This is a genomic window from Enterobacter sp. 03-F-07-AD-ECC, from assembly GCF_047530935.1.
Classification (GTDB): Bacteria; Pseudomonadota; Gammaproteobacteria; order Enterobacterales; family Enterobacteriaceae; genus Enterobacter; species Enterobacter cloacae.
The window spans coordinates 31,474-50,076 of record NZ_JBLKBZ010000008.1 but is presented as its reverse complement, the minus strand read 5'-3'; the positions used below and the strand labels follow the sequence as shown (position 1 = coordinate 50,076).

At 55.4% G+C, this 18,603-nt stretch carries 16 protein-coding genes; 2 read left to right on the top strand and 14 right to left on the bottom strand.

Annotated features, from left to right (window positions below):
• The first annotated feature begins 121 nt into the window (after positions 1–121).
• The gene (locus tag ACMWKA_RS14135) at positions 122–1,396 is read left to right on the top strand and encodes an MFS transporter (RefSeq protein ID WP_414760350.1); all 1,275 of its coding nucleotides are present in this window, start codon (positions 122–124) and stop codon (positions 1,394–1,396) included.
• Between the two features lie 78 nt (positions 1,397–1,474).
• Here ACMWKA_RS14135 and rlmB read toward each other — a convergent pair whose 3' ends face one another.
• The 14 genes from rlmB to nnr all read right to left on the bottom strand — a co-directional run bounded on the left by rlmB (position 1,475) and on the right by nnr (position 17,251).
• Complete coding sequence (gene rlmB / locus ACMWKA_RS14130; protein ID WP_013095294.1) at positions 1,475–2,209, bottom strand: 23S rRNA (guanosine(2251)-2'-O)-methyltransferase RlmB; 735 nt, start codon at positions 2,207–2,209, stop codon at positions 1,475–1,477.
• Between the two features lie 67 nt (positions 2,210–2,276).
• Positions 2,277–4,718 carry a ribonuclease R gene (rnr, locus tag ACMWKA_RS14125; RefSeq protein ID WP_414760349.1) on the bottom strand — a complete coding sequence of 814 codons (2,442 nt, stop codon included), beginning with the start codon at positions 4,716–4,718 and terminating at the stop codon, positions 2,277–2,279.
• Between the two features lie 38 nt (positions 4,719–4,756).
• Complete coding sequence (gene nsrR, locus ACMWKA_RS14120; protein WP_014830384.1) at positions 4,757–5,182, bottom strand: nitric oxide-sensing transcriptional repressor NsrR; 426 nt, start codon at positions 5,180–5,182, stop codon at positions 4,757–4,759.
• 193 nt (positions 5,183–5,375) lie between these two features.
• Positions 5,376–6,674: an adenylosuccinate synthase gene (locus tag ACMWKA_RS14115; protein WP_414760384.1), complete on the bottom strand. Its 1,299-nt coding sequence runs from the start codon at positions 6,672–6,674 to the stop codon at positions 5,376–5,378.
• Between the two features lie 104 nt (positions 6,675–6,778).
• Positions 6,779–6,976, bottom strand: coding sequence for a DUF2065 domain-containing protein (locus ACMWKA_RS14110; protein WP_013095291.1), 198 nt, complete (start codon positions 6,974–6,976; stop codon positions 6,779–6,781).
• 71 nt (positions 6,977–7,047) lie between these two features.
• Complete coding sequence (gene hflC / locus ACMWKA_RS14105; RefSeq protein WP_013095290.1) at positions 7,048–8,052, bottom strand: protease modulator HflC; 1,005 nt, start codon at positions 8,050–8,052, stop codon at positions 7,048–7,050.
• A 2-nt stretch (positions 8,053–8,054) separates the two neighbouring features.
• Positions 8,055–9,314, bottom strand: a complete 1,260-nt coding sequence (gene hflK / locus ACMWKA_RS14100) for an FtsH protease activity modulator HflK (RefSeq protein ID WP_013095289.1) — start codon at positions 9,312–9,314, stop codon at positions 8,055–8,057.
• A gap of 56 nt (positions 9,315–9,370) precedes the next feature.
• On the bottom strand, positions 9,371–10,651 hold the full coding sequence (gene hflX, locus ACMWKA_RS14095) for a ribosome rescue GTPase HflX (RefSeq protein WP_414760348.1): 1,281 nt from the start codon (positions 10,649–10,651) through the stop codon (positions 9,371–9,373).
• A gap of 74 nt (positions 10,652–10,725) precedes the next feature.
• Positions 10,726–11,037, bottom strand: coding sequence for an RNA chaperone Hfq (hfq, locus tag ACMWKA_RS14090; RefSeq protein WP_013095287.1), 312 nt, complete (start codon positions 11,035–11,037; stop codon positions 10,726–10,728).
• An 85-nt stretch (positions 11,038–11,122) separates the two neighbouring features.
• Positions 11,123–12,073: a tRNA (adenosine(37)-N6)-dimethylallyltransferase MiaA gene (gene miaA, locus ACMWKA_RS14085; protein WP_058660621.1), complete on the bottom strand. Its 951-nt coding sequence runs from the start codon at positions 12,071–12,073 to the stop codon at positions 11,123–11,125.
• A complete protein-coding gene (mutL, locus tag ACMWKA_RS14080; RefSeq protein WP_414760347.1) occupies positions 12,066–13,910 on the bottom strand; it encodes a DNA mismatch repair endonuclease MutL in 1,845 nt (614 codons plus the stop codon). Before mutL ends, miaA begins: the two co-directional genes overlap by 8 nt.
• 9 nt (positions 13,911–13,919) lie before the next feature.
• The gene (gene amiB, locus ACMWKA_RS14075) at positions 13,920–15,257 is read right to left on the bottom strand and encodes an N-acetylmuramoyl-L-alanine amidase AmiB (protein WP_414760346.1); all 1,338 of its coding nucleotides are present in this window, start codon (positions 15,255–15,257) and stop codon (positions 13,920–13,922) included.
• Positions 15,258–15,273: 16 nt separating this feature from the next.
• Positions 15,274–15,735 carry a tRNA (adenosine(37)-N6)-threonylcarbamoyltransferase complex ATPase subunit type 1 TsaE gene (gene tsaE, locus ACMWKA_RS14070; RefSeq protein ID WP_013095283.1) on the bottom strand — a complete coding sequence of 154 codons (462 nt, stop codon included), beginning with the start codon at positions 15,733–15,735 and terminating at the stop codon, positions 15,274–15,276.
• Positions 15,728–17,251, bottom strand: a complete 1,524-nt coding sequence (gene nnr / locus ACMWKA_RS14065) for a bifunctional ADP-dependent NAD(P)H-hydrate dehydratase/NAD(P)H-hydrate epimerase (protein ID WP_414760345.1) — start codon at positions 17,249–17,251, stop codon at positions 15,728–15,730. Before nnr ends, tsaE begins: the two co-directional genes overlap by 8 nt.
• Between nnr and queG the strand changes: the two genes are divergently transcribed.
• The gene (gene queG, locus ACMWKA_RS14060; protein ID WP_013095281.1) at positions 17,250–18,389 is read left to right on the top strand and encodes a tRNA epoxyqueuosine(34) reductase QueG; all 1,140 of its coding nucleotides are present in this window, start codon (positions 17,250–17,252) and stop codon (positions 18,387–18,389) included. The two genes, nnr and queG, sit on opposite strands and share 2 nt — an antisense overlap.
• Positions 18,390–18,603: the final 214 nt, after the last annotated feature.

The window sequence follows — 18,603 nt, the reverse complement described above, 5'->3', positions numbered from 1 at the left end:
CACACGGTAGCGATCCCGCTGATATCATTCGTGAAATAGCTCACAGAACATAAGAATAAACTATTTCATCACTTCACTTTTATTGAATAATTTATTCTTACCCCTTTCAGTGAGGAAAGTTATGCAACCGAATGCGCATAAGCGTGCGTTAATTGCAGGCTCCATTGGTAATTTCATCGAGTGGTATGAGTTTGCGGTCTACGGCTTTCTGGCCACCGTGATTGCAAAAAACTTCTTCCAGCTTGAAGGCGAGTCGGGGCTGACCAGCCTGATCCTCACCTACGCCTCGTTTGCCATCGCTTTCTTTTTCCGCCCACTGGGGGCGGTGGTGTTTGGCCGCATCGGCGACCGGATTGGCCGCAAACCGACGCTGATTATTGTGCTGGTGCTGATGACGCTCGCCACCGCCGCCATCGGTGTTGTGCCAGTCTATGCCAGCATCAGTATCGCTGCGCCGCTGATCGTTACGTTGCTGCGCATCCTGCAGGGATTGTTCGCGGGGGGTGAGTACGGTGGTGCGGTTTCCTTGATGACGGAATTTGCACCACGCGGTAAACGTGGTCTGTATGGCGCATGGCAATCGTTCACGGTGGCGCTGGGGCTATTAGCGGGCGCGGGTATTGTCGCCTTGCTTTCTGCCTTACTGACACCGGAAGCCCTGCACGACTGGGGCTGGCGTATCCCATTTTTCCTGGCCCTGCCTATGGGGGTGGTGGCGCTCTGGTTGCGGGTGAGTATGGAAGAGACGCCGAGCTTCGTGCAGCAGCAGGAAAAACCGCTGATCGCGCAGGCCAGTACCGTCGCCACAATTAAAGCGATCGTGATGGGAATTGGCCGGGTGATGGTCTGGTCGGCGGCGGGATATACCTATCTGGTGATTATGCCAACCTATCTGCAATCGGCACTGCACACCGGATTTAACCAGGCACTGTTGATAGCCGTGATTTCGAATGTCGGCTTTGCGCTCACCATTATTCCGTCGGGGATCCTGAGCGACAGGATTGGCCGCCGCACGGTGATGATTATCGCCACCGCGTTACTGCTGATCCTCGCCCTGCCGCTGCTGAAAATTCTGCAGGCGGAGTCCAGTACCCTCGCGGTAAAAGCGATCGTGGTATTGATAGCTGGCGGTCTGGTGGGCATGCTGGCAGGTCCAGGGCCGGCAATGCTCTCAGAGATGTTCCCGACGCGTGTACGCTATACCGGGCTTGGTCTGGCGTATTCCTTGTCGAATGCCATTTTCTCGGGGTGTGCGGGGCTTATTATTACCGGGTTGATTAAGGAGACGGGAAACCTCGACATTCCGGCATATTACGTGATGGCGACGGCGGTCGTGAGTATTGTGGCGCTGATGACGCTCAGGAAGGATGACCATTTGCGGGCGTTAGAGGAGTAAGGTTGTCACCGTCTGGTGCCCTCACCCACCGGGAGAGAGATAAAACACAAAAGGCCGTCCACAGGACGGCCTTGCTGTTTATTCGCCGCGCTGACGTACCGCTTCAAACAGGCAAATACCCGTTGCAACAGAAACGTTCAGGGACGACACGCTGCCCGCCATCGGGATGCTTATCAGCTCGTCGCAGTGCTCACGCGTCAGGCGACGCATGCCTTCACCTTCCGCACCCATTACCAGCGCCAGACGGCCGGTCATTTTGCTCTGATACAGAGTATGATCTGCTTCACCGGCGGTACCGACGATCCAGATATTCTCTTCCTGCAGCATACGCATGGTGCGCGCCAGGTTGGTGACGCGGATCAGCGGAACGTTTTCCGCTGCACCGCAGGCCACTTTCTTCGCCGTTGCGTTCAGTTGTGCAGAACGATCTTTCGGTACGATCACCGCGTGCACGCCCGCCGCATCGGCGCTGCGCAGGCACGCGCCGAGGTTGTGCGGATCGGTCACGCCATCAAGGATCAGGAAGAACGGGTTATCCAGTGCGGCGATCAGATCCGGCAGATCGTTTTCCTGATACTGACGGCCTGGCTTCACGCGGGCAATAATCCCCTGGTGAACCGCGCCTTCACTTTTCTCATCCAGGAACTGGCGGTTGGCCAGCTGGATCACCACGCCCTGCGCTTCCAGTGCGTGGATCAGCGGCATCAGACGTTTGTCTTCACGCCCTTTCAGAATGAACACTTCCTGAAAACGCTCCGGTGCGCGCTCCAGCAGGGCCTGCACCGCGTGGATGCCGTAAATCATTTCACTCATTGATGATTCTCATAAAAGGTATTTCCCCCTCTCCCCAGTGGGGAGAGGGTCAGGGTGAGGGGAGAATTTACTCCGCCTGCTGTTTCTTCGCTGCGCGCTTCGCTTTGGTCGCAGCAGCAATTTTCTGTGTTTTCGCGGACGGCTTTTTCGCCTTGCGAGCCTCTTTCTTCGCCGCTTTTGGCTTCTGCTTTTTCTCACCGCGGAAGGCGCTGTCTGGCTCGAAGTTCACTTTCTTACCCGCCTGACGACGTTTGCCGCTCGCGTTGCCGTTACCGCCTTTTTTCGCCTTCTCACGCGCGGTTTTACCTACGTTGCGCGGCGCGCGCTCGCTGGAGATCAGACTGAAGTCAATCTTACGCTCGTCCATGTTGACGGCTTCGACTTTGACTTCCACCCGATCGCCAAGGCGATAGGTCTGTCCACCCGATTCACCAATCAGGCGCTGTCCAACCTGGTCGAAACGATAATAGTCGTTATCGAGGCTGGAGACATGCACCAGACCGTCGATAAACAGCTCGTCAAGGCGAACAAAGAAACCAAACCCGGTCACGCTGGCGATAACACCTTTGAAAATGTTACCGACCTGATCCAGCATAAAGTCGCATTTCAGCCAGTCAGAGACTTCGCGCGTCGCTTCATCGGCACGGCGTTCGGTCATGGAACAGTGCTGGCCAAGCTGCAGCATCTCTTCCATTGAATAGTGGTACCCGCCGGTTTCAGTCGTGTTTCCTTTATGGCCCTGCTCCTGCGCCAGCAGATACTTGATCGCACGGTGCAAAGACAGGTCCGGATAACGGCGGATCGGCGATGTAAAGTGCGCGTAAGACTGCAGCGCCAGACCGAAGTGACCCCGGTTTTCCGGGTCGTAAATCGCCTGCTTCATGGAGCGCAGCAGCATGGTCTGCAGCATTTCTGCATCCGGACGATCGCCAATGGATTCCAGCAGCTCGGCATAATCGCGCGGCTCTGGCTTGTTACCGCCAGGCAGCTCCAGACCGAGTTCAGCCAGTACGGAGCGGAACGCGGTAATGGCTTCCGTCGACGGTTTATCGTGGATACGGAACAGCGCCGGCTCTTTAGCTTTCTCGACAAAACGGGCCGCCGAGATGTTCGCCAGGATCATACACTCTTCGATCAGCTTATGCGCATCGTTACGCTGGGTCTGTTCAATACGCTCAATGCGGCGTTCAGCGTTGAAAATGAACTTCGCCTCTTCGCTCTCAAACGAGATCCCGCCGCGTTCTTCACGTGCCTGATCCAGCGTTTTGTAGAGGTTATGCAACTCTTCGATGTGCTTCACCAGCGGCGCATACTGTTCACGCAGATCCTGATCGCCCTGCAGCATATGCCAGACCTTGGTATAGGTCAGACGCGCATGGGAGCTCATTACCGCTTCGTAGAATTTATAACCGGTTAAGCGACCTTTACTGGAGATGGTCATCTCGCAAACCATACACAGGCGATCAACCTGCGGGTTCAGGGAACAGAGGCCGTTGGAAAGCACTTCCGGCAGCATCGGTACCACCTGAGACGGGAAGTAAACCGACGTACCACGGCTGCGCGCTTCGTTATCGAGCGGCGTATGGGGACGAACGTAATAGCTCACGTCGGCGATAGCAACCCACAGACGCCAGCCGCCGCCACGTTTTTTCTCGCAGTATACGGCGTCATCGAAGTCGCGGGCATCTTCACCATCAATGGTGACCAGCGGCAAACTGCGGAGATCCACGCGCCCCGCTTTGGACTCTTCCGGCACCTCTTCCTTCAGACCCACAATCTGCTCTTCAACCGCTTTTGGCCAGATGTAAGGGATCTCATGCGTACGCAGGGCCATATCAACAGCCATGCCGGTACCCATGTTATCGCCCAGCACTTCGACGATTTTACCTACCGCTTTGGTGCGACGCGTTGGACGTTGGGTAAGTTCCACTACTACCACAAAGCCCATGCGCGCGCCCATCACCTCTTCAGGCGGGATCAGGATATCGAAGCTCAGACGGCTGTCATCCGGTACCACAAAGCCTACACCGGCATCGGTAAAGTAGCGGCCAACGATCTGGCTGGTTTTTGGCACCAGCACGCGAACCACGCGTGCTTCGCGACGGCCTTTACGATCGGCACCCAACGGTTGCGCCAGGATCTGGTCGCCGTGAATACACATCTTCATCTGTTCGGATGAGAGGTAGAGGTCGTCTTTGCGGCCCTCTATGCGCAAAAAACCGTAACCGTCGCGGTGACCAATGACGGTCCCTTTCAACAGGTCGAGGCGTTCTGGCAGCGCATAGCACTGGCGGCGGGTAAAGACCAGTTGCCCGTCGCGCTCCATGGCGCGCAGGCGGCGGCGAAGGGCTTCAGTTTGCTCTTCACCTTCAATGTTTAATTCAACAGCAAGTTCTTCACGATTGGCGGGTTTTTCGCGTTTTGTTAAGTGTTCAATGATGAACTCGCGGCTGGGGATAGGATTCGCGTATTTTTCAGCTTCGCGTTCCTGGAAAGGATCATGTGACATATCGGTTCCTCCGTTGTCAGCTCCGGTGGAAATTTTCTTCATTCCACCAGCAATAATTTATAAAGCGGTTGATTCTCTTCAACCAAATCGGCCAGCGTGTAGTTATCCAGTTCCTTAAGAAAACTTTGCACGGCCAGAGAAAGCGCCTGTTTCAGGCGACAAGCGGGGGTAATGTGGCAGAACTCACTGCTGCAGTTCACCAGAGACAAGGGTTCCAGTTCACGCACCACATCCCCAATACGAATACTTTGCGCCGGTTTACCGAGACGGATCCCACCATTTTTCCCGCGGACGGCAGCAACGTATCCGGCACGACTAAGTTGATTGATTATTTTGACCATATGATTACGGGACACGCCGTAGACCTCTGTCACTTCAGAGATACTGGTCATTTTCCCATCGGGTAACGACGCCATGTAGATTAGCGCGCGTAAGCCGTAATCGGTGAAACTTGTTAACTGCACATCAACCTCAGGAAAAAAGGGAAAACGCGGTAAAACCGCAGAGATATTCATTAATGATGATAAACCAGCCAGATAGTTAGGGGCTAATTTATTTGACAGACGGGGCGAAAAAGCGGATATCCAGGAGCGGTCGCCGGATGGCGCTACGCTTATCCGGCCTACGGGTTTTCCCGCAGGCCAGCAGTCACGAAGATTATGCGTCGAACGGGTCGCGCAGGATCATCGTTTCAGTACGATCCGGGCCGGTAGAGATAATGTCGATCGGCACTTCGGTCAGTTCTTCAATGCGCTTGATGTAATCCAGCGCTGCCTGTGGCAGGCCGCTACGCTCTTTCACACCGAAAGTGGTCTCAGACCAGCCTGGCATGGTTTCGTAGATTGGCTCGATACCTTCCCAGTCATCAGCAGCCAGCGGAGTGGTGGTCACTTCACGGCCATCCGGCATGCGGTAACCGACGCAGATTTTCACCTCTTTCAGGCCGTCCAGGACGTCCAGTTTGGTCAGGCAGAAGCCAGACAGGGAGTTGATCTGCACTGCACGACGCACAGCCACTGCATCCAGCCAGCCGGTACGACGACGACGACCGGTGGTCGCGCCAAACTCGTTACCTTGCTTGCACAGGAACTCGCCGGTTTCATCAAACAGCTCGGTCGGGAATGGACCCGCACCCACGCGAGTGGAGTACGCTTTGATGATGCCCAGAACGTAATCCACATAACGTGGACCCAGGCCAGAGCCGGTCGCCACGCCACCTGCGGTGGTGTTAGAGGAGGTTACGTACGGATAGGTACCGTGGTCGATATCCAGCAGCGTACCCTGCGCACCTTCGAACATGACGAAATCGCCACGCTTGCGCGCCTGGTCCAGCAGATCGGACACATCAACTACCATGCCGGTCAGAATGTCTGCAATCGCCATGACATCATCCAGCACTTTCTGGTAGTCAACAGCGTCTGCTTTGTAGAAGTTCACCAACTGGAAGTTGTGATATTCCATCACTTCTTTCAGTTTTTCAGCGAAGGTGGCTTTATCGAACAGGTCGCCCACGCGCAGACCGCGACGAGCCACTTTGTCTTCATAAGCCGGGCCGATACCACGACCGGTGGTGCCGATCGCTTTCGCGCCACGCGCTTTTTCACGCTCAACGTCCAGCGCCACGTGATAATCAAGGATCAGCGGGCAGGCTTCGGAGAGCAGCAGACGCTCGCGAACCGGGATACCACGGTCTTCCAGACCTTTCATCTCTTTCATCAGCGCAGCCGGAGACAGCACTACGCCGTTACCGATGATGCTGGTGACGTTTTCGCGGAGAATGCCTGATGGAATAAGATGGAGGACGGTTTTTTCACCGTTGATTACGAGAGTATGGCCTGCGTTGTGACCGCCCTGGTAGCGTACAACATATTTAGCCCGTTCAGTCAGAAGATCAACAATCTTCCCTTTACCTTCGTCACCCCATTGGGTGCCCAGTACGACGACGTTGTTACCCATTTTTTTCAAAATCACCGTTTGCTTAAAAATGGATTCTACCATCGCTTTTTCAGATATACAGCACTTTTTGACCCCAAAATATGCCAAAACCGATCACTTTTTGATCAGCCAATCGTTTTCCTCAACATGTAGTAGATAACAATGCCAGCAACCACAAGACCGCCGCCGAATCGGCGCAAAATATTATCCGGCAACTGGCTCAGGGTGGCGATCATGCGACGCCAGGCGCGCGGATAGAGCATCGGGCCCAGACCTTCCAGGACTAAAACCAGCGCCAGTGCCAGCCAGATCGTTGAATTCATTTTTAATCCTTATAAAAGAAAACCACCGCTCCGTTAAGAGCGGTGGTTTGAATACTCAAACGAGACTGAGTTTATCGCGTTGCGTTAGTCGGCGTCTTCATATAACGGAAGAAATCGCTGTCCGGGCTGAGCACCATCACATCCTGGTTGCTCTGGAAGCTATTCTCGTAAGCGCGCAGGCTACGGATAAAGGCGTAGAAGTCTGGATCCTGGCTAAACGCATCGGCGAACAGTTTCGCGGCTTCCGCATCACCTTCACCACGCAGGATACGGCCCTGACGCTCAGATTCCGCCAGCGTCTTGGTCACTTCGTAGTCCGCGGCTGCACGCAGTTTTTCCGCTTCTTCCTGACCCTGTGAACGGTGACGACGGGCTACCGCTTCACGCTCGGCGCGCATACGGTTGTAAATCGCCTCAGACACTTCCGCCGGCAGGTTGATCTGCTTAATACGCACATCCACCACTTCGATACCCAGCGCAGCCATACTGTTCGGGTTGATTACAGGCACTTTACCATTGGTTTCAGCCTGAACACGTTCCGCCGCTTTAGCAATTGCATCGTCCGCTGCTGGCGTTTCAACTTCGTCTTCCGTACCCGCGGTGCCGGAGTTCAGCGCATCGCGCACTTCCAGCGTCAGACGACCACGAGAGTCGGTCACGATGTCTTTCACATCCAGACGACCAATTTCAGAACGCAGACGGTCAGAGAATTTACGTTTCAACAGCACTTCCGCCTGAGAAACATCACCGCCGCCCGTTGCCAGGAAGTAACGGCTGAAATCACTGATACGCCACTTGATATAAGAGTCAACGATCAGGTCTTTCTTCTCTTTAGTCACGAAACGGTCGGCCTGGTTATCCATGGTCTGGATACGCGCATCAAGCGTCTTCACTGACTGGATAAAAGGAACCTTGAAGTGCAGACCCGGCTCATAAATCACCGGACGCTTGTCACTGTCACGGACGACGCTGCTGAACTGGAACTTAATCCCGCGCTCGCCCTCTTTCACCACAAAGATAGAGGTATAAAGTACGACCAGTACGATGACGATGATCGCAATAACTGACTTACGCATCCTTATTCCCCCTGACGCTGGTAGTCGTTACGCTGCGCGTTAGCACGGCGTTGGTCCATAATGTCACCATCGTTCGAAGAAGGCGTGGTTGTTGCGCTGGAGCTACCGGACGATGCAGGTGGCAGACGCAGCAGGTTATTCGCACCGCTGTTATCTTTTGCTGCCGGTGCAGAACCGCCTTTCAGCATCTGATCCAGCGGCAGTACCATCAGGTTTCCACCTTTGCTGTCGTTAACCAGCACTTTACGTGTATGGCTCAGCACTTTTTCCATGGTTTCGATATAGAGACGCTCGCGGGTAATTTCCGGAGCCGCTTTATATTCCGGCAGAATTTTCGCGAAACGAGCCACCTCACCCTGCGCTTCCAGGATGGTCTGGGTCTTATACGCGCGTGCTTCTTCAAGAATACGCTGCGCCTGACCGTTAGCACGTGGCTGAACTTCGTTGGCGTACGCTTCCGCTTCACGGATGTACTGCTGTTCGTTCTCACGCGCGGCAATCGCGTCATCAAACGCGGCTTTCACCTCTTCCGGCGGACGAGCAGCCTGGAAGTTGACGTCCAGCAGGGTGATACCCATGTTGTACGGACGAATGGTCTCTTCCAGCTCACGCTGGGTATCGCTACGAATAACGGTACGACCTTCAGTCAGAATGCGGTCCATGGTGTATTTACCGATCACGCCACGCAAGGCGCTGTCGGTCGCCTGACGCAGGCTGTCATCGGCACTGGTCACGCTAAACAGATAACGTTCTGGGTCCGTAACACGATATTGCACGTTCATCTCAACGCGCACTACGTTCTCATCAGAGGTAAGCATCACGCCGGAAGCGGCCAGCTCACGCACCGACTCCACGTTCACAGCAGTGACGTCGTCAATGAAGGTCGGTTTCCAGTTCAGGCCCGGCTCAACCAGATGGCTGAACTTACCAAAACGGGTGACCACGCCGCGCTCGGCTTCTTTAATGGTGTAGAACCCGCTGGCAGCCCAGATGATGACCACGGCAGCGGCCACAATGCCCACGATGCGACCACCCATTTGCGGGCGCGGGCCCTGGGTAGAATTGCCACCCGAGCCAGACCCTTTTCCTCCACCAAGCCCACCAAGCTTCTTGCTTAGCTTGCGGAAGATATCATCCAGATCCGGCGGCCCCTGATCGCGACCACCTTTGTTGCCATTTCCCCCAGAGTTGCCGCCTTGATTATTGCTGCTTCCCCACGGGTCGCGGTCCTGTCCGTTATTACCGGGCTGATTCCACGCCATGTATATGCTCCATATTTGTTATGCAAGGGCGAATTATTCAGGCATCCCCTTTCCGATCAGACGATATAGTCGACCAGCGCAGGTTCTTGTTTACAGAGGCGACGCCAGTCAACGATCGGCATACGCACCTGCATCCCCACGCTGCCGTCATCCTCCATCCACTCTTTTTCTATCGCCTGAAGCTGATAAAACCGGCTGCGCAGCCTGCCTTCCTGTGGTGGCAGTCGCAGCGTGTGCTGGGCTACCTCACCGGAAAGACGTTCTGTCAAAGCCTGGAAAAGCAGTGGCACGCCAATACCGGTCTGGGCGGAAAGCCAGACCCGAATTGGTTTGTTCTCTTCATCACGATCGATACGCGGCTCAAAATCATCCAGCATGTCGATCTTGTTCATCACCAACAGCGTTGGGATCTCGTGGGCCTCGATCTCTTCGAGCACCACATTCACCGCGTCGATGTTTTCCTGCACGCGGACATCTGCAGCATCAATCACGTGCAGCAGCAGGGTCGCCTGACGCGTCTCCTGCAGGGTGGCATTAAACGCGGCCACCAGATCATGCGGCAGGTGGCGGATAAACCCTACGGTATCCGCCAGCACGGTTTCACCCACATCCGCCACATCGATACGACGCAACGTTGGGTCCAGGGTCGCAAACAGCTGGTCTGCGGCATAGACCTGGGCCTCGGTAATCTGGTTAAACAGGGTGGATTTACCGGCGTTGGTATACCCCACCAGCGACACCGTCGGGATGTCGGCTTTCGTACGCGCCCGACGTCCCTGCTCACGCTGTTTCTCGACTCTTTCCAGACGAGAGAGGATCTGGGTAATACGGCCGCGCAGCAAACGGCGGTCGGTTTCGAGCTGGGTTTCACCCGGACCGCGCAAACCAATCCCGCCTTTTTGTCGTTCAAGGTGGGTCCAGCCACGTACAAGACGCGTGGCCAGATGGCGCAACTGCGCCAGCTCAACCTGCAGCTTACCCTCGTGGGTACGTGCACGCTGAGCAAAAATATCTAAAATCAACCCCGTGCGATCGATAACACGGCATTCGCAAAGCGCTTCCAGGTTACGCTCCTGAGCCGGAGACAGCGCATGATCAAACAACACGACTGACGCACCGGTTGCTTTTACGGCATCCGCAATTTCTACTGCTTTACCTTCACCAACAAAATACTTTGGGTGCGGCGCTTTACGGCTACCGGTAATCACCTGCATTGCTTCGACACCGGCGGAAGAGACCAGAGATTCAAACTCCTGGAGGTCTTCCATATCTTTGTCTTGCGAAAAATAGATGTGTACCAGCACCGCCTGCTCACCGGCATCATAACGGTCAAACAAGCGTAAAACCCTCTAAAAATATCAGCGGGGAACGCAGGATCCCTGGCTCCCCGTGTGGATAACAGTGCGAAACCTTATTCGGTCTCGTCGCTGTCCTGCGCAGGAGCAGAAGAACCCTGCGCGTTGCTGCCATGATGGTAGTTACTACCAGTGCCGCCGCCAGCGTTATTGCTGTGATGAGATACCGGACGGGACGGAACAACAGTAGAAATAGCGTGCTTGTAGACCATCTGGCTGACCGTGTTTTTCAACAGGATCACGAACTGATCGAAAGACTCAATCTGACCTTGCAGCTTAATACCATTCACCAAATAAATAGAAACTGGAACACGTTCCCGACGCAATGCGTTCAGGAACGGATCTTGTAAAGATTGCCCCTTAGCCATTCTATCTTTTCCTTATATGCTTGTTTTGTACTTAGAACCTTGCGATTCTGAAAAATTGCGCACGATACGTCTCAATTGTACACATTCAGTGAGCGATATCACCAATAACCTCAATCACTTCGTTTAGCGCCTGTTGCGGTTTTTCGCTGTCTAACCAGTGAACCCCTTCCCAACCGCGCAACCAGGTGATCTGGCGCTTCGCTAACTGTCTCGTGGCGCAAACACCTCTATAAACCATTTCATCATATGAAATCTCGCCTTCAAGATATGACCACATCTGGCGGTATCCCACACAACGAACGGAAGGCATGTCCGTATGCAAATCTCCACGGGCAAATAACGCCCGCACTTCTGCTTCAAAATCTGAAGCCAACATCTGATGAAAACGCTGCTCAATTCGTTGATGGAGCAGTTCACGGCTCGCCGGGGCGATAGCGAACTGATGCACCTGATACGGCAGAGCGTCTCCTGACGTTTGCGTCAGTTCCGTTAAAGTTTTACCCGAAATGAAAAAAACTTCCAGTGCCCGGGAAAGCCTTTGCGGATCATTTGGATGGATCCGTGCCGCGGCAACCGGGTCAATCTCTGCCAGTTGCTGATGCAAAACGTCCCATCCCTGCTCTGCCGCCTGCTGTTCGATTTTTGCTCTTATTTCAGGGTCCGCCGATGGCAGAGGAGAGAGCCCCTCCAGCAACGCCTTGAAATAGAGCATGGTGCCGCCAACCAACAGCGGTATACGTCCCGCCGCCGTTATCTCGGCCATCTCGGCTAAGGCATCGCGGCGAAAATCCGCTGCGGAGTAGGCCTGCGCCGGGTCGAGAATGTCCAGCAAACGATGCGGAGCCGCGCGCAGTTCGTCTGCGTCGGGCTTCGCCGTGCCGATGTCCATTCCTCGGTAGATGAGGGCAGAATCGACACTAATCAACTCTACGGGCAAAACTTTACGTAGCTCAATGGCCAACGCCGTTTTGCCGGAGGCCGTAGGGCCCATCAAAAAAATCGCCTTAGGCAGGCTCGCCTTACTGACATCAATCATCTTTAAGGGCAGTCATCGCCGTTTGTAAATCAACAGGTTGTAATAATCCACCCGGCGGTGCTTTCACCAGATGCGGGCAAAGGCGTTCCACCTCTGCCAGCACGCTAATCGCCTGCGCCATACTCCACGGCGTATGTTCGCTGGCCAAATGGCGGGCGATCCACTGCGCGGTGTTGGCGGCATCAAACGTTGTTTGTTGCGCCAGGTAGCCTATCAGTTCAGGAATCAAGTTTTGTAAATTTTGTTGGCGTAAGGGTAAAGGCACTGCGCGAATTGTCACATGCTGTGATTCCAGTACCATTTCAATCCCCATCTGCGCCAGTTGGGCCTCTGCGCGCTGCAGTACCCTTGTTTCTTCAGTGGATATTTTTAGTCGAACCGGGATCAAAAGCGGTTGCGCACAAGCCGCGTTTTCTCCTGGGGTCAGTTGCACCTGTTTTAGCCAGCGTTCTGCAACCGGCAGGGCCAGGAGCATGAGCTTGCCCTCGCGTTCGAGTAACGCCATATCCGGCGCAATAATCGTCAGCACCCGGCCAAAGCTCTGACTATGCCCTTCCAGCGAAGGCGTTTGTACCTCACTGTGCTCTTTACGCGTAACTGCGGGGGTTTCCAGCAGTTTGCGGTACAACGCCCCCTGCTGCTTTTGATAGCCGGGCTGAGCGTTGGGATAGTTCGCACCGGTGGGTCGCGGCGCGCTTCCTGCCGACGAGAAACGTGGCGCTTCCGGTTCACGCGCGACAGCGGGCTCGGCAAAATGGTTACGCCCCGCCGCAACACGGTTTTCCGGTATTGGACGCGGAGCGGGCTCTTCTTTTTCCAGCGGCAGCGTGGGTTCAACCTGCTGCTGCAAAACGCTCAACACGCCCTGATAGATGAAATCGTGCACCAGCCGCGACTGATGGAACCGAACTTCATGCTTGGCAGGATGGACGTTAACATCAACCTGATGCGGGTCGATTTCCAGATAAAGCACAAACGCAGGCTGCTGATCCGCGCCGAGCTTATCTTCACAGGCCTGACGAATGGCGTGGTTGATCAGACGGTCGCGCATCATGCGGCCGTTAACGTAGCAATACTGGATCTCCGCGAAGGCGGCGCTGCTGGCGTTCGGGTCGGCAACCCAACCGCGTAAGGCCAAATCACCGTGCTGCCATTCAATGGCCAGCGCCTGTTCCAGAAACGGCGTACCGCAGATTGCCCCCAGACGACGCTCTTTCTGCCCGCCCTCCGCTACCGCGCGGTACTGACGCATCACCTTGCCGTTGTGGCTGAGGTTGATGGTGACATCGAAACGCGCCAGCGCGATACGGCGGATAATCTCATCGATATGGCCGAATTCGGTCTTCTCGGTGCGCATAAACTTACGGCGGGCGGGAGTGTTGTAGAAGAGATCCAATACTTCGAGCGTCGTGCCAACAGGATGCGCCGCAGGTTTAATCGTGACGTCCATATCGCGCCCTTCGGCATAGGCTTGCCAGGCTTCCTGCTGTTCGGCCGTTCGGGAGGTCAGCGTTAAACGGGAAACCGAGCTGATACTGGCCAGCGCCTCGCCGCGAAACCCGAGGCTGATGATCGCTTCCAGGTCGTCCAGAGAGGCGATTTTACTGGTCGCGTGACGCGCCAGCGCCAGCGCCAGCTCCTCTTTTTTGATACCGCACCCGTTGTCCCGAATGCGAATCAGCTTTGCGCCACCACGTTCGATATCAATATCGATGCGGGTGGCTCCCGCATCAAGACTGTTTTCGACCAGCTCCTTCACCACCGACGCAGGGCGCTCCACCACCTCACCGGCGGCGATTTGGTTCGCAAGCTGCGGCGGTAGAACCTGAATCGGCATGAATTCTCCTTAGTTGGTCGCGGTAATTTCACCCGGCAGCACGGCGCTGGCCGTCTGGGCTGCACCGCCCTGCGGCGCAGACTGCAGCGGATGAGCCTCAAAATATTTACGCAGACCGTTATAAATCGCTTCGGCAATTTGCTGCTGATAGCTGTCGCTGCCCAGCAAACGCTCTTCGCTGTTATTACTGATAAAGCCAGTTTCCACGAGGATCGATGGAATGTCCGGCGAACGCAGAACCCCAAGGCTCGCATGCTCCGGACGGCGTTTATGCAATGCCCCGATGCCTTGCAGCTGATTCAGTACGTTGGTGGCGACATCATACCCGACGCGCTGAGAATGACCGAACTGTAAATCGAGCACCGCCTGGCTGAGATACGGGTCAGACTGGCTGTTGGCCAGCACATCGCCCGCACCACCCAACAGTTCGGACTGCTTCTCATGCTCTTCAAGCCAGTTAGCCATTTCACTGTTCGCCCGACGGTTTGACAGCACCCACACCGATGCCCCCGTGGCGTTACGGTTTGGTGCGGCATCCGCATGAATGGAGACCAGGAAGTTAGCATTTTGTTTACGCGCCACGTCTGAGCGTCCCATCACGGAGATAAAATAATCGCCGTCACGGGTCAATACGCCTTTAAACATCGGGTCATCGTTCAACAGCGTCCGTAGCTTACGGGCAATGGCGATGGTCACGTTTTTTTCGCGCGTACCACCTGGACCAATTGCACCAGGATCCTGCCCGCCATGACCGGCATCAATGGCGATAATCACTTTATCACCGCTGACCACCCGACGCGCGCTGGCCGCCGGGCGCGTCACGGTATTACTGCTGGTGACGCCGGTGATGCGATCGTTGTCGGTTTTAAACGGATTACGCGCAGGTTCAGACGGGCGCGGGGTATAAACCGGCTCTTCCACCCGTTTCGCCACAACCGGCGGCGGTGGCGGTGGCGGAGGCGCATCGGCATTGATGGTAAAGACCACCGTATAATTCGCGCCGTTTTGCTGCTTCACCGCCCGCGTTTTACCCTTTTCGGTCAGATCGACCACCAGGCGCAATGACTGACTATCTTTTGGCGTACCGGAACGAATACTTTTGACCAGGTTGTTACCGCTGAACTGTAAGGGCAACCCCTGGATCACACCCGTCTGTTTGATATCCAGCGCCACGCTGCGGCTGTCTGGTTGAGAAAAAGCATATTCAGGGTCGCCCATAAAACTGAACGTGATCCGGGCCTGACTCTCCCCGTTCGACACCTGAATATCCGAGAGGCTTGCTGCACCAGCCTGCGCGCACAGCAGCACTGTGGCAGCCAATAACCAACCTTTAACGCGATTTATCATCCCGTCATCCCTACGCTCAACCGGCTAAACGCGCCAGTAAGGAACTGCCTGATGAGGAAACAGCACTGATGCGCGCCTCACGCCCTTGTGCCTGGTAATCTAAGTGAATTTCGACATCCGGGTCAGGCAACACACCCGCACCTTGTTGCGGCCACTCCACCAGGCAGATGGCATCATTGGCAAAATAATCACGGATCCCCATAAATTCCAGCTCCTCAGGATCCGCAAGTCGGTATAAATCGAAGTGATACACCATGAGATTTTCAAGAGTGTACGGTTCTACCAGCGTGTAGGTTGGGCTTTTCACATTCCCGTTATGGCCTAACGCCTGCAAAAAACCCCGGCTGAAGGTGGTTTTACCCGCACCTAAATCACCATAAAGATAAATGACAGTCGCCCCCTGACAGGCCTGCGCCACGCGCTTGCCGAGTTCTAAAGTGGCTTGTTCATCAGGTAAAGGAATCGCTCGATTAGTCATTTTCTACGTCAATCACATCCGGGTTAACAACACGCCGCAGCGTGCAAAAAAGATCGGTGGCCAGCATACCGCGTGTGCCATACCGTGCAGCCAGGCTGTCAGCCGCCGCACCGTGAGCCACGCAGCCGGCACAGGCTGCATCATAAAGGGGAAGTTTCTGCCCGAGCAATGCGCCGATGATGCCTGAAAGCACATCGCCCATTCCGCCACTCGCCATGCCCGCATTTCCGGCATCAAGAATGCCCAGTGCCTCATCGCTTGCGATGACGGTTCCCGCCCCTTTAAGAACGGCAACACCTCCGTAACGTTTTACCAGACGGCGAGCAGAAAGTAAGCGATCGCTTTCAATTTCTGCCACGCTGCAGTTAAGCAGCCGCGCGGCTTCGCCGGGGTGTGGCGTCAGGATGCGATTGTGACGCTTATCCGGGTTGATTGCCAGAAGGTTCAGCGCATCGGCATCCCAGAGCATCGGTTTACGAAAATTCTCGACCTTTTGCAGCGCCTGCTTACCCCAGGCCTGTTGCCCGAGTCCCGGGCCAATCACCACCACATCCGCCCACTCAAGACTCTCTTCAAGGGTCTGCGGCGTAAGCTCATGCACCATCAGCTCTGGTCGGGCCGTAATAATGGGCGGGATATTTTCACTGCGTGTCAGCACCCGGACCAGCCCCGCCCCGCTGCGCAACGCAGCTTCCCCCGTCATCCGGATTGCGCCAGCCGTACCGTGATCGCCGCCAATGATGACCAGCCTGCCGTGGTCGCCCTTGTGCGACGTTGGCCGACGCGGCGGCAGCCAGTGGCTAAGTTGAGTAGCATCAAAGCGGGAAAGGTGTGTCTCCTGCCCGGCAAGCCAGCTCTCCAGCCCCAGGGCGTTATGGTGCAACGAGCCCACCACATCCCTCGCTTTCCCGGTGAGTAACCCGGGCTTCAGGGCAATAAACGTGACGGTATGCGCGGCCTGGATCACCGCTCCCGGTGTCGCACCGGTTTCCGCCAACAGACCAGAGGGAATATCCAGTGCCACCACCGGCGCGGTATGGGCATTGGCGCGCGCAATCAGAGCGGCTACGTTATCACGGGGCGCACTACGTAACCCGGTGCCCAGCAGACCATCAACAATCAGATCAACATCCTCTGGCCAGACGATATCGGATGCATGAATCACTCCGCCTGCATTCAGCCAGGCTTCCCGCGCGGCGCTGGCTTCTTCCGGCAGCGGCTTATCGCTCTCCAGCGCCAGTAACGTAACGCGGAGACCTGCCGCGACCGCCAGCCGGGCGACAACGTAACCATCGCCACCGTTATTGCCGTGTCCGCATAAAATGAGCCAGTGGCCGGATTGCGGATACGCACTGCGGGCAATGTTGAATGCCGCCTCGCCCGCCCGCTGCATGAGCTCATAAAGGGTAATGCCAAGACTGTCCGCGGCCTCTTTTTCGGCGCGTCTGAGGTCATCCGCATGCCAGATGGAATGTGGTATACTTGCGGGGTTTTTCTTCACAGTATGGTCCGTCATGTCACAGCCCCTCGATCTCAATCAGTTAGCGCAAAAAATAAAACAGTGGGGTGCTGAACTGGGCTTCCAGAAGGTGGGGATCACCGACACCGATCTCTCCGCCAGCGAGCCAAAACTGCAGGCCTGGCTGGATAAACAATACCACGGCGAAATGGAGTGGATGGCGCGTCACGGCATGATGCGGGCCCGTCCACACGAGCTGTTGCCGGGTACGTTACGCGTTATCAGCGTACGCATGAATTATCTTCCCGCCAACGCGGCTTTTGCGCGTACGTTAAAAAATCCCTCTCTCGGTTACGTTAGCCGGTATGCCCTGGGGCGTGATTACCATAAGCTTCTGCGTAACCGACTAAAAAAACTCGGCGAAACTATTCAGCAGCACTGTGTTTCGCTGAATTTTAGACCGTTTGTCGACTCCGCGCCTGTTCTTGAGCGCCCTATCGCTGAAAAAGCCGGGCTTGGCTGGACTGGTAAGCACTCACTTATTCTGAGCCGCGACGCCGGATCGTTCTTTTTCCTTGGTGAACTGCTGATTGATTTACCACTGCCGGTAGACGGCCCGGTAGAAGAAGGTTGTGGGCGCTGCGTGGCCTGTATGACTATCTGCCCGACTGGCGCTATCGTTGAGCCCTATACGGTGGATGCCCGACGCTGCATCTCTTACCTCACCATCGAACTGGAAGGGGCGATCCCTGAAGAATTCCGACCACTTATTGGCAATCGCATCTACGGCTGCGACGACTGCCAGTTAATTTGCCCGTGGAACCGTTATTCGCAGCTCACAGACGAAGAGGATTTTAGCCCGCGTAAGGCGCTGCATGCGCCACAGCTCATTGAACTGTTCGCCTGGAGTGAAGCCTGGTTCCTGAAAGTGACGGAAGGTTCGGCCATTCGCCGTATTGGCCATCTGCGCTGGCTGCGTAATGTCGCCGTTGCGCTGGGGAATGCCCCGTGGGATGAAGCGAATATCCGGGCGCTTGAGAGCCGTAGAGGTGAGCACCCACTTCTCGATGAACACATAGAGTGGGCGATTGCGCAGCAAATCGAGAAGCGAAATGCCTGCGTGGTTGAGGTGCAACCACCGCAAAAACAACGCCTGGTGAGGGTGATAGAAAAAGGGCTTCCGCGGGATGCGTGAACTATTCACAGCCTGTGAATAAAATTACAAACTCAAGCAGCATCAGGGCTGGAGATGAGGTCAAGTGATCTCAATAACATTTTGAAATCAAATTTTCTCAAGCATATACAGTAAGTTACAGAGATACTATTCACCCTGCTAACTTTTTACACGGTTTCGGCTACACCCAAAATCTGTGGATAACTCTGTTTACAAGAGTATTTCGGAAGTAATA

Bases quoted from the DNA above. Each gene is read 5' to 3' on its own strand.
- nnr (WP_414760345.1), bottom strand. From the start codon at position 17,251: ATGACGGACCATACTGTGAAGAAAAACCCCGCAAGTATACCACATTCC.
- miaA (WP_058660621.1), bottom strand. From the start codon at position 12,073: ATGATTGATGTCAGTAAGGCGAGCCTGCCTAAGGCGATTTTTTTGATG.
- mutL (WP_414760347.1), bottom strand. From the start codon at position 13,910: ATGCCGATTCAGGTTCTACCGCCGCAGCTTGCGAACCAAATCGCCGCC.
- queG (WP_013095281.1), top strand. From the start codon at position 17,250: ATGTCACAGCCCCTCGATCTCAATCAGTTAGCGCAAAAAATAAAACAG.
- ACMWKA_RS14110 (WP_013095291.1), bottom strand. From the start codon at position 6,976: ATGAATTCAACGATCTGGCTGGCACTGGCGCTGGTTTTAGTCCTGGAA.
- tsaE (WP_013095283.1), bottom strand. From the start codon at position 15,735: ATGACTAATCGAGCGATTCCTTTACCTGATGAACAAGCCACTTTAGAA.
- amiB (WP_414760346.1), bottom strand. From the start codon at position 15,257: ATGATAAATCGCGTTAAAGGTTGGTTATTGGCTGCCACAGTGCTGCTG.
- rnr (WP_414760349.1), bottom strand. From the start codon at position 4,718: ATGTCACATGATCCTTTCCAGGAACGCGAAGCTGAAAAATACGCGAAT.
- hflK (WP_013095289.1), bottom strand. From the start codon at position 9,314: ATGGCGTGGAATCAGCCCGGTAATAACGGACAGGACCGCGACCCGTGG.
- hfq (WP_013095287.1), bottom strand. From the start codon at position 11,037: ATGGCTAAGGGGCAATCTTTACAAGATCCGTTCCTGAACGCATTGCGT.
- hflC (WP_013095290.1), bottom strand. From the start codon at position 8,052: ATGCGTAAGTCAGTTATTGCGATCATCGTCATCGTACTGGTCGTACTT.
- ACMWKA_RS14135 (WP_414760350.1), top strand. From the start codon at position 122: ATGCAACCGAATGCGCATAAGCGTGCGTTAATTGCAGGCTCCATTGGT.
- ACMWKA_RS14115 (WP_414760384.1), bottom strand. From the start codon at position 6,674: ATGGGTAACAACGTCGTCGTACTGGGCACCCAATGGGGTGACGAAGGT.
- rlmB (WP_013095294.1), bottom strand. From the start codon at position 2,209: ATGAGTGAAATGATTTACGGCATCCACGCGGTGCAGGCCCTGCTGGAG.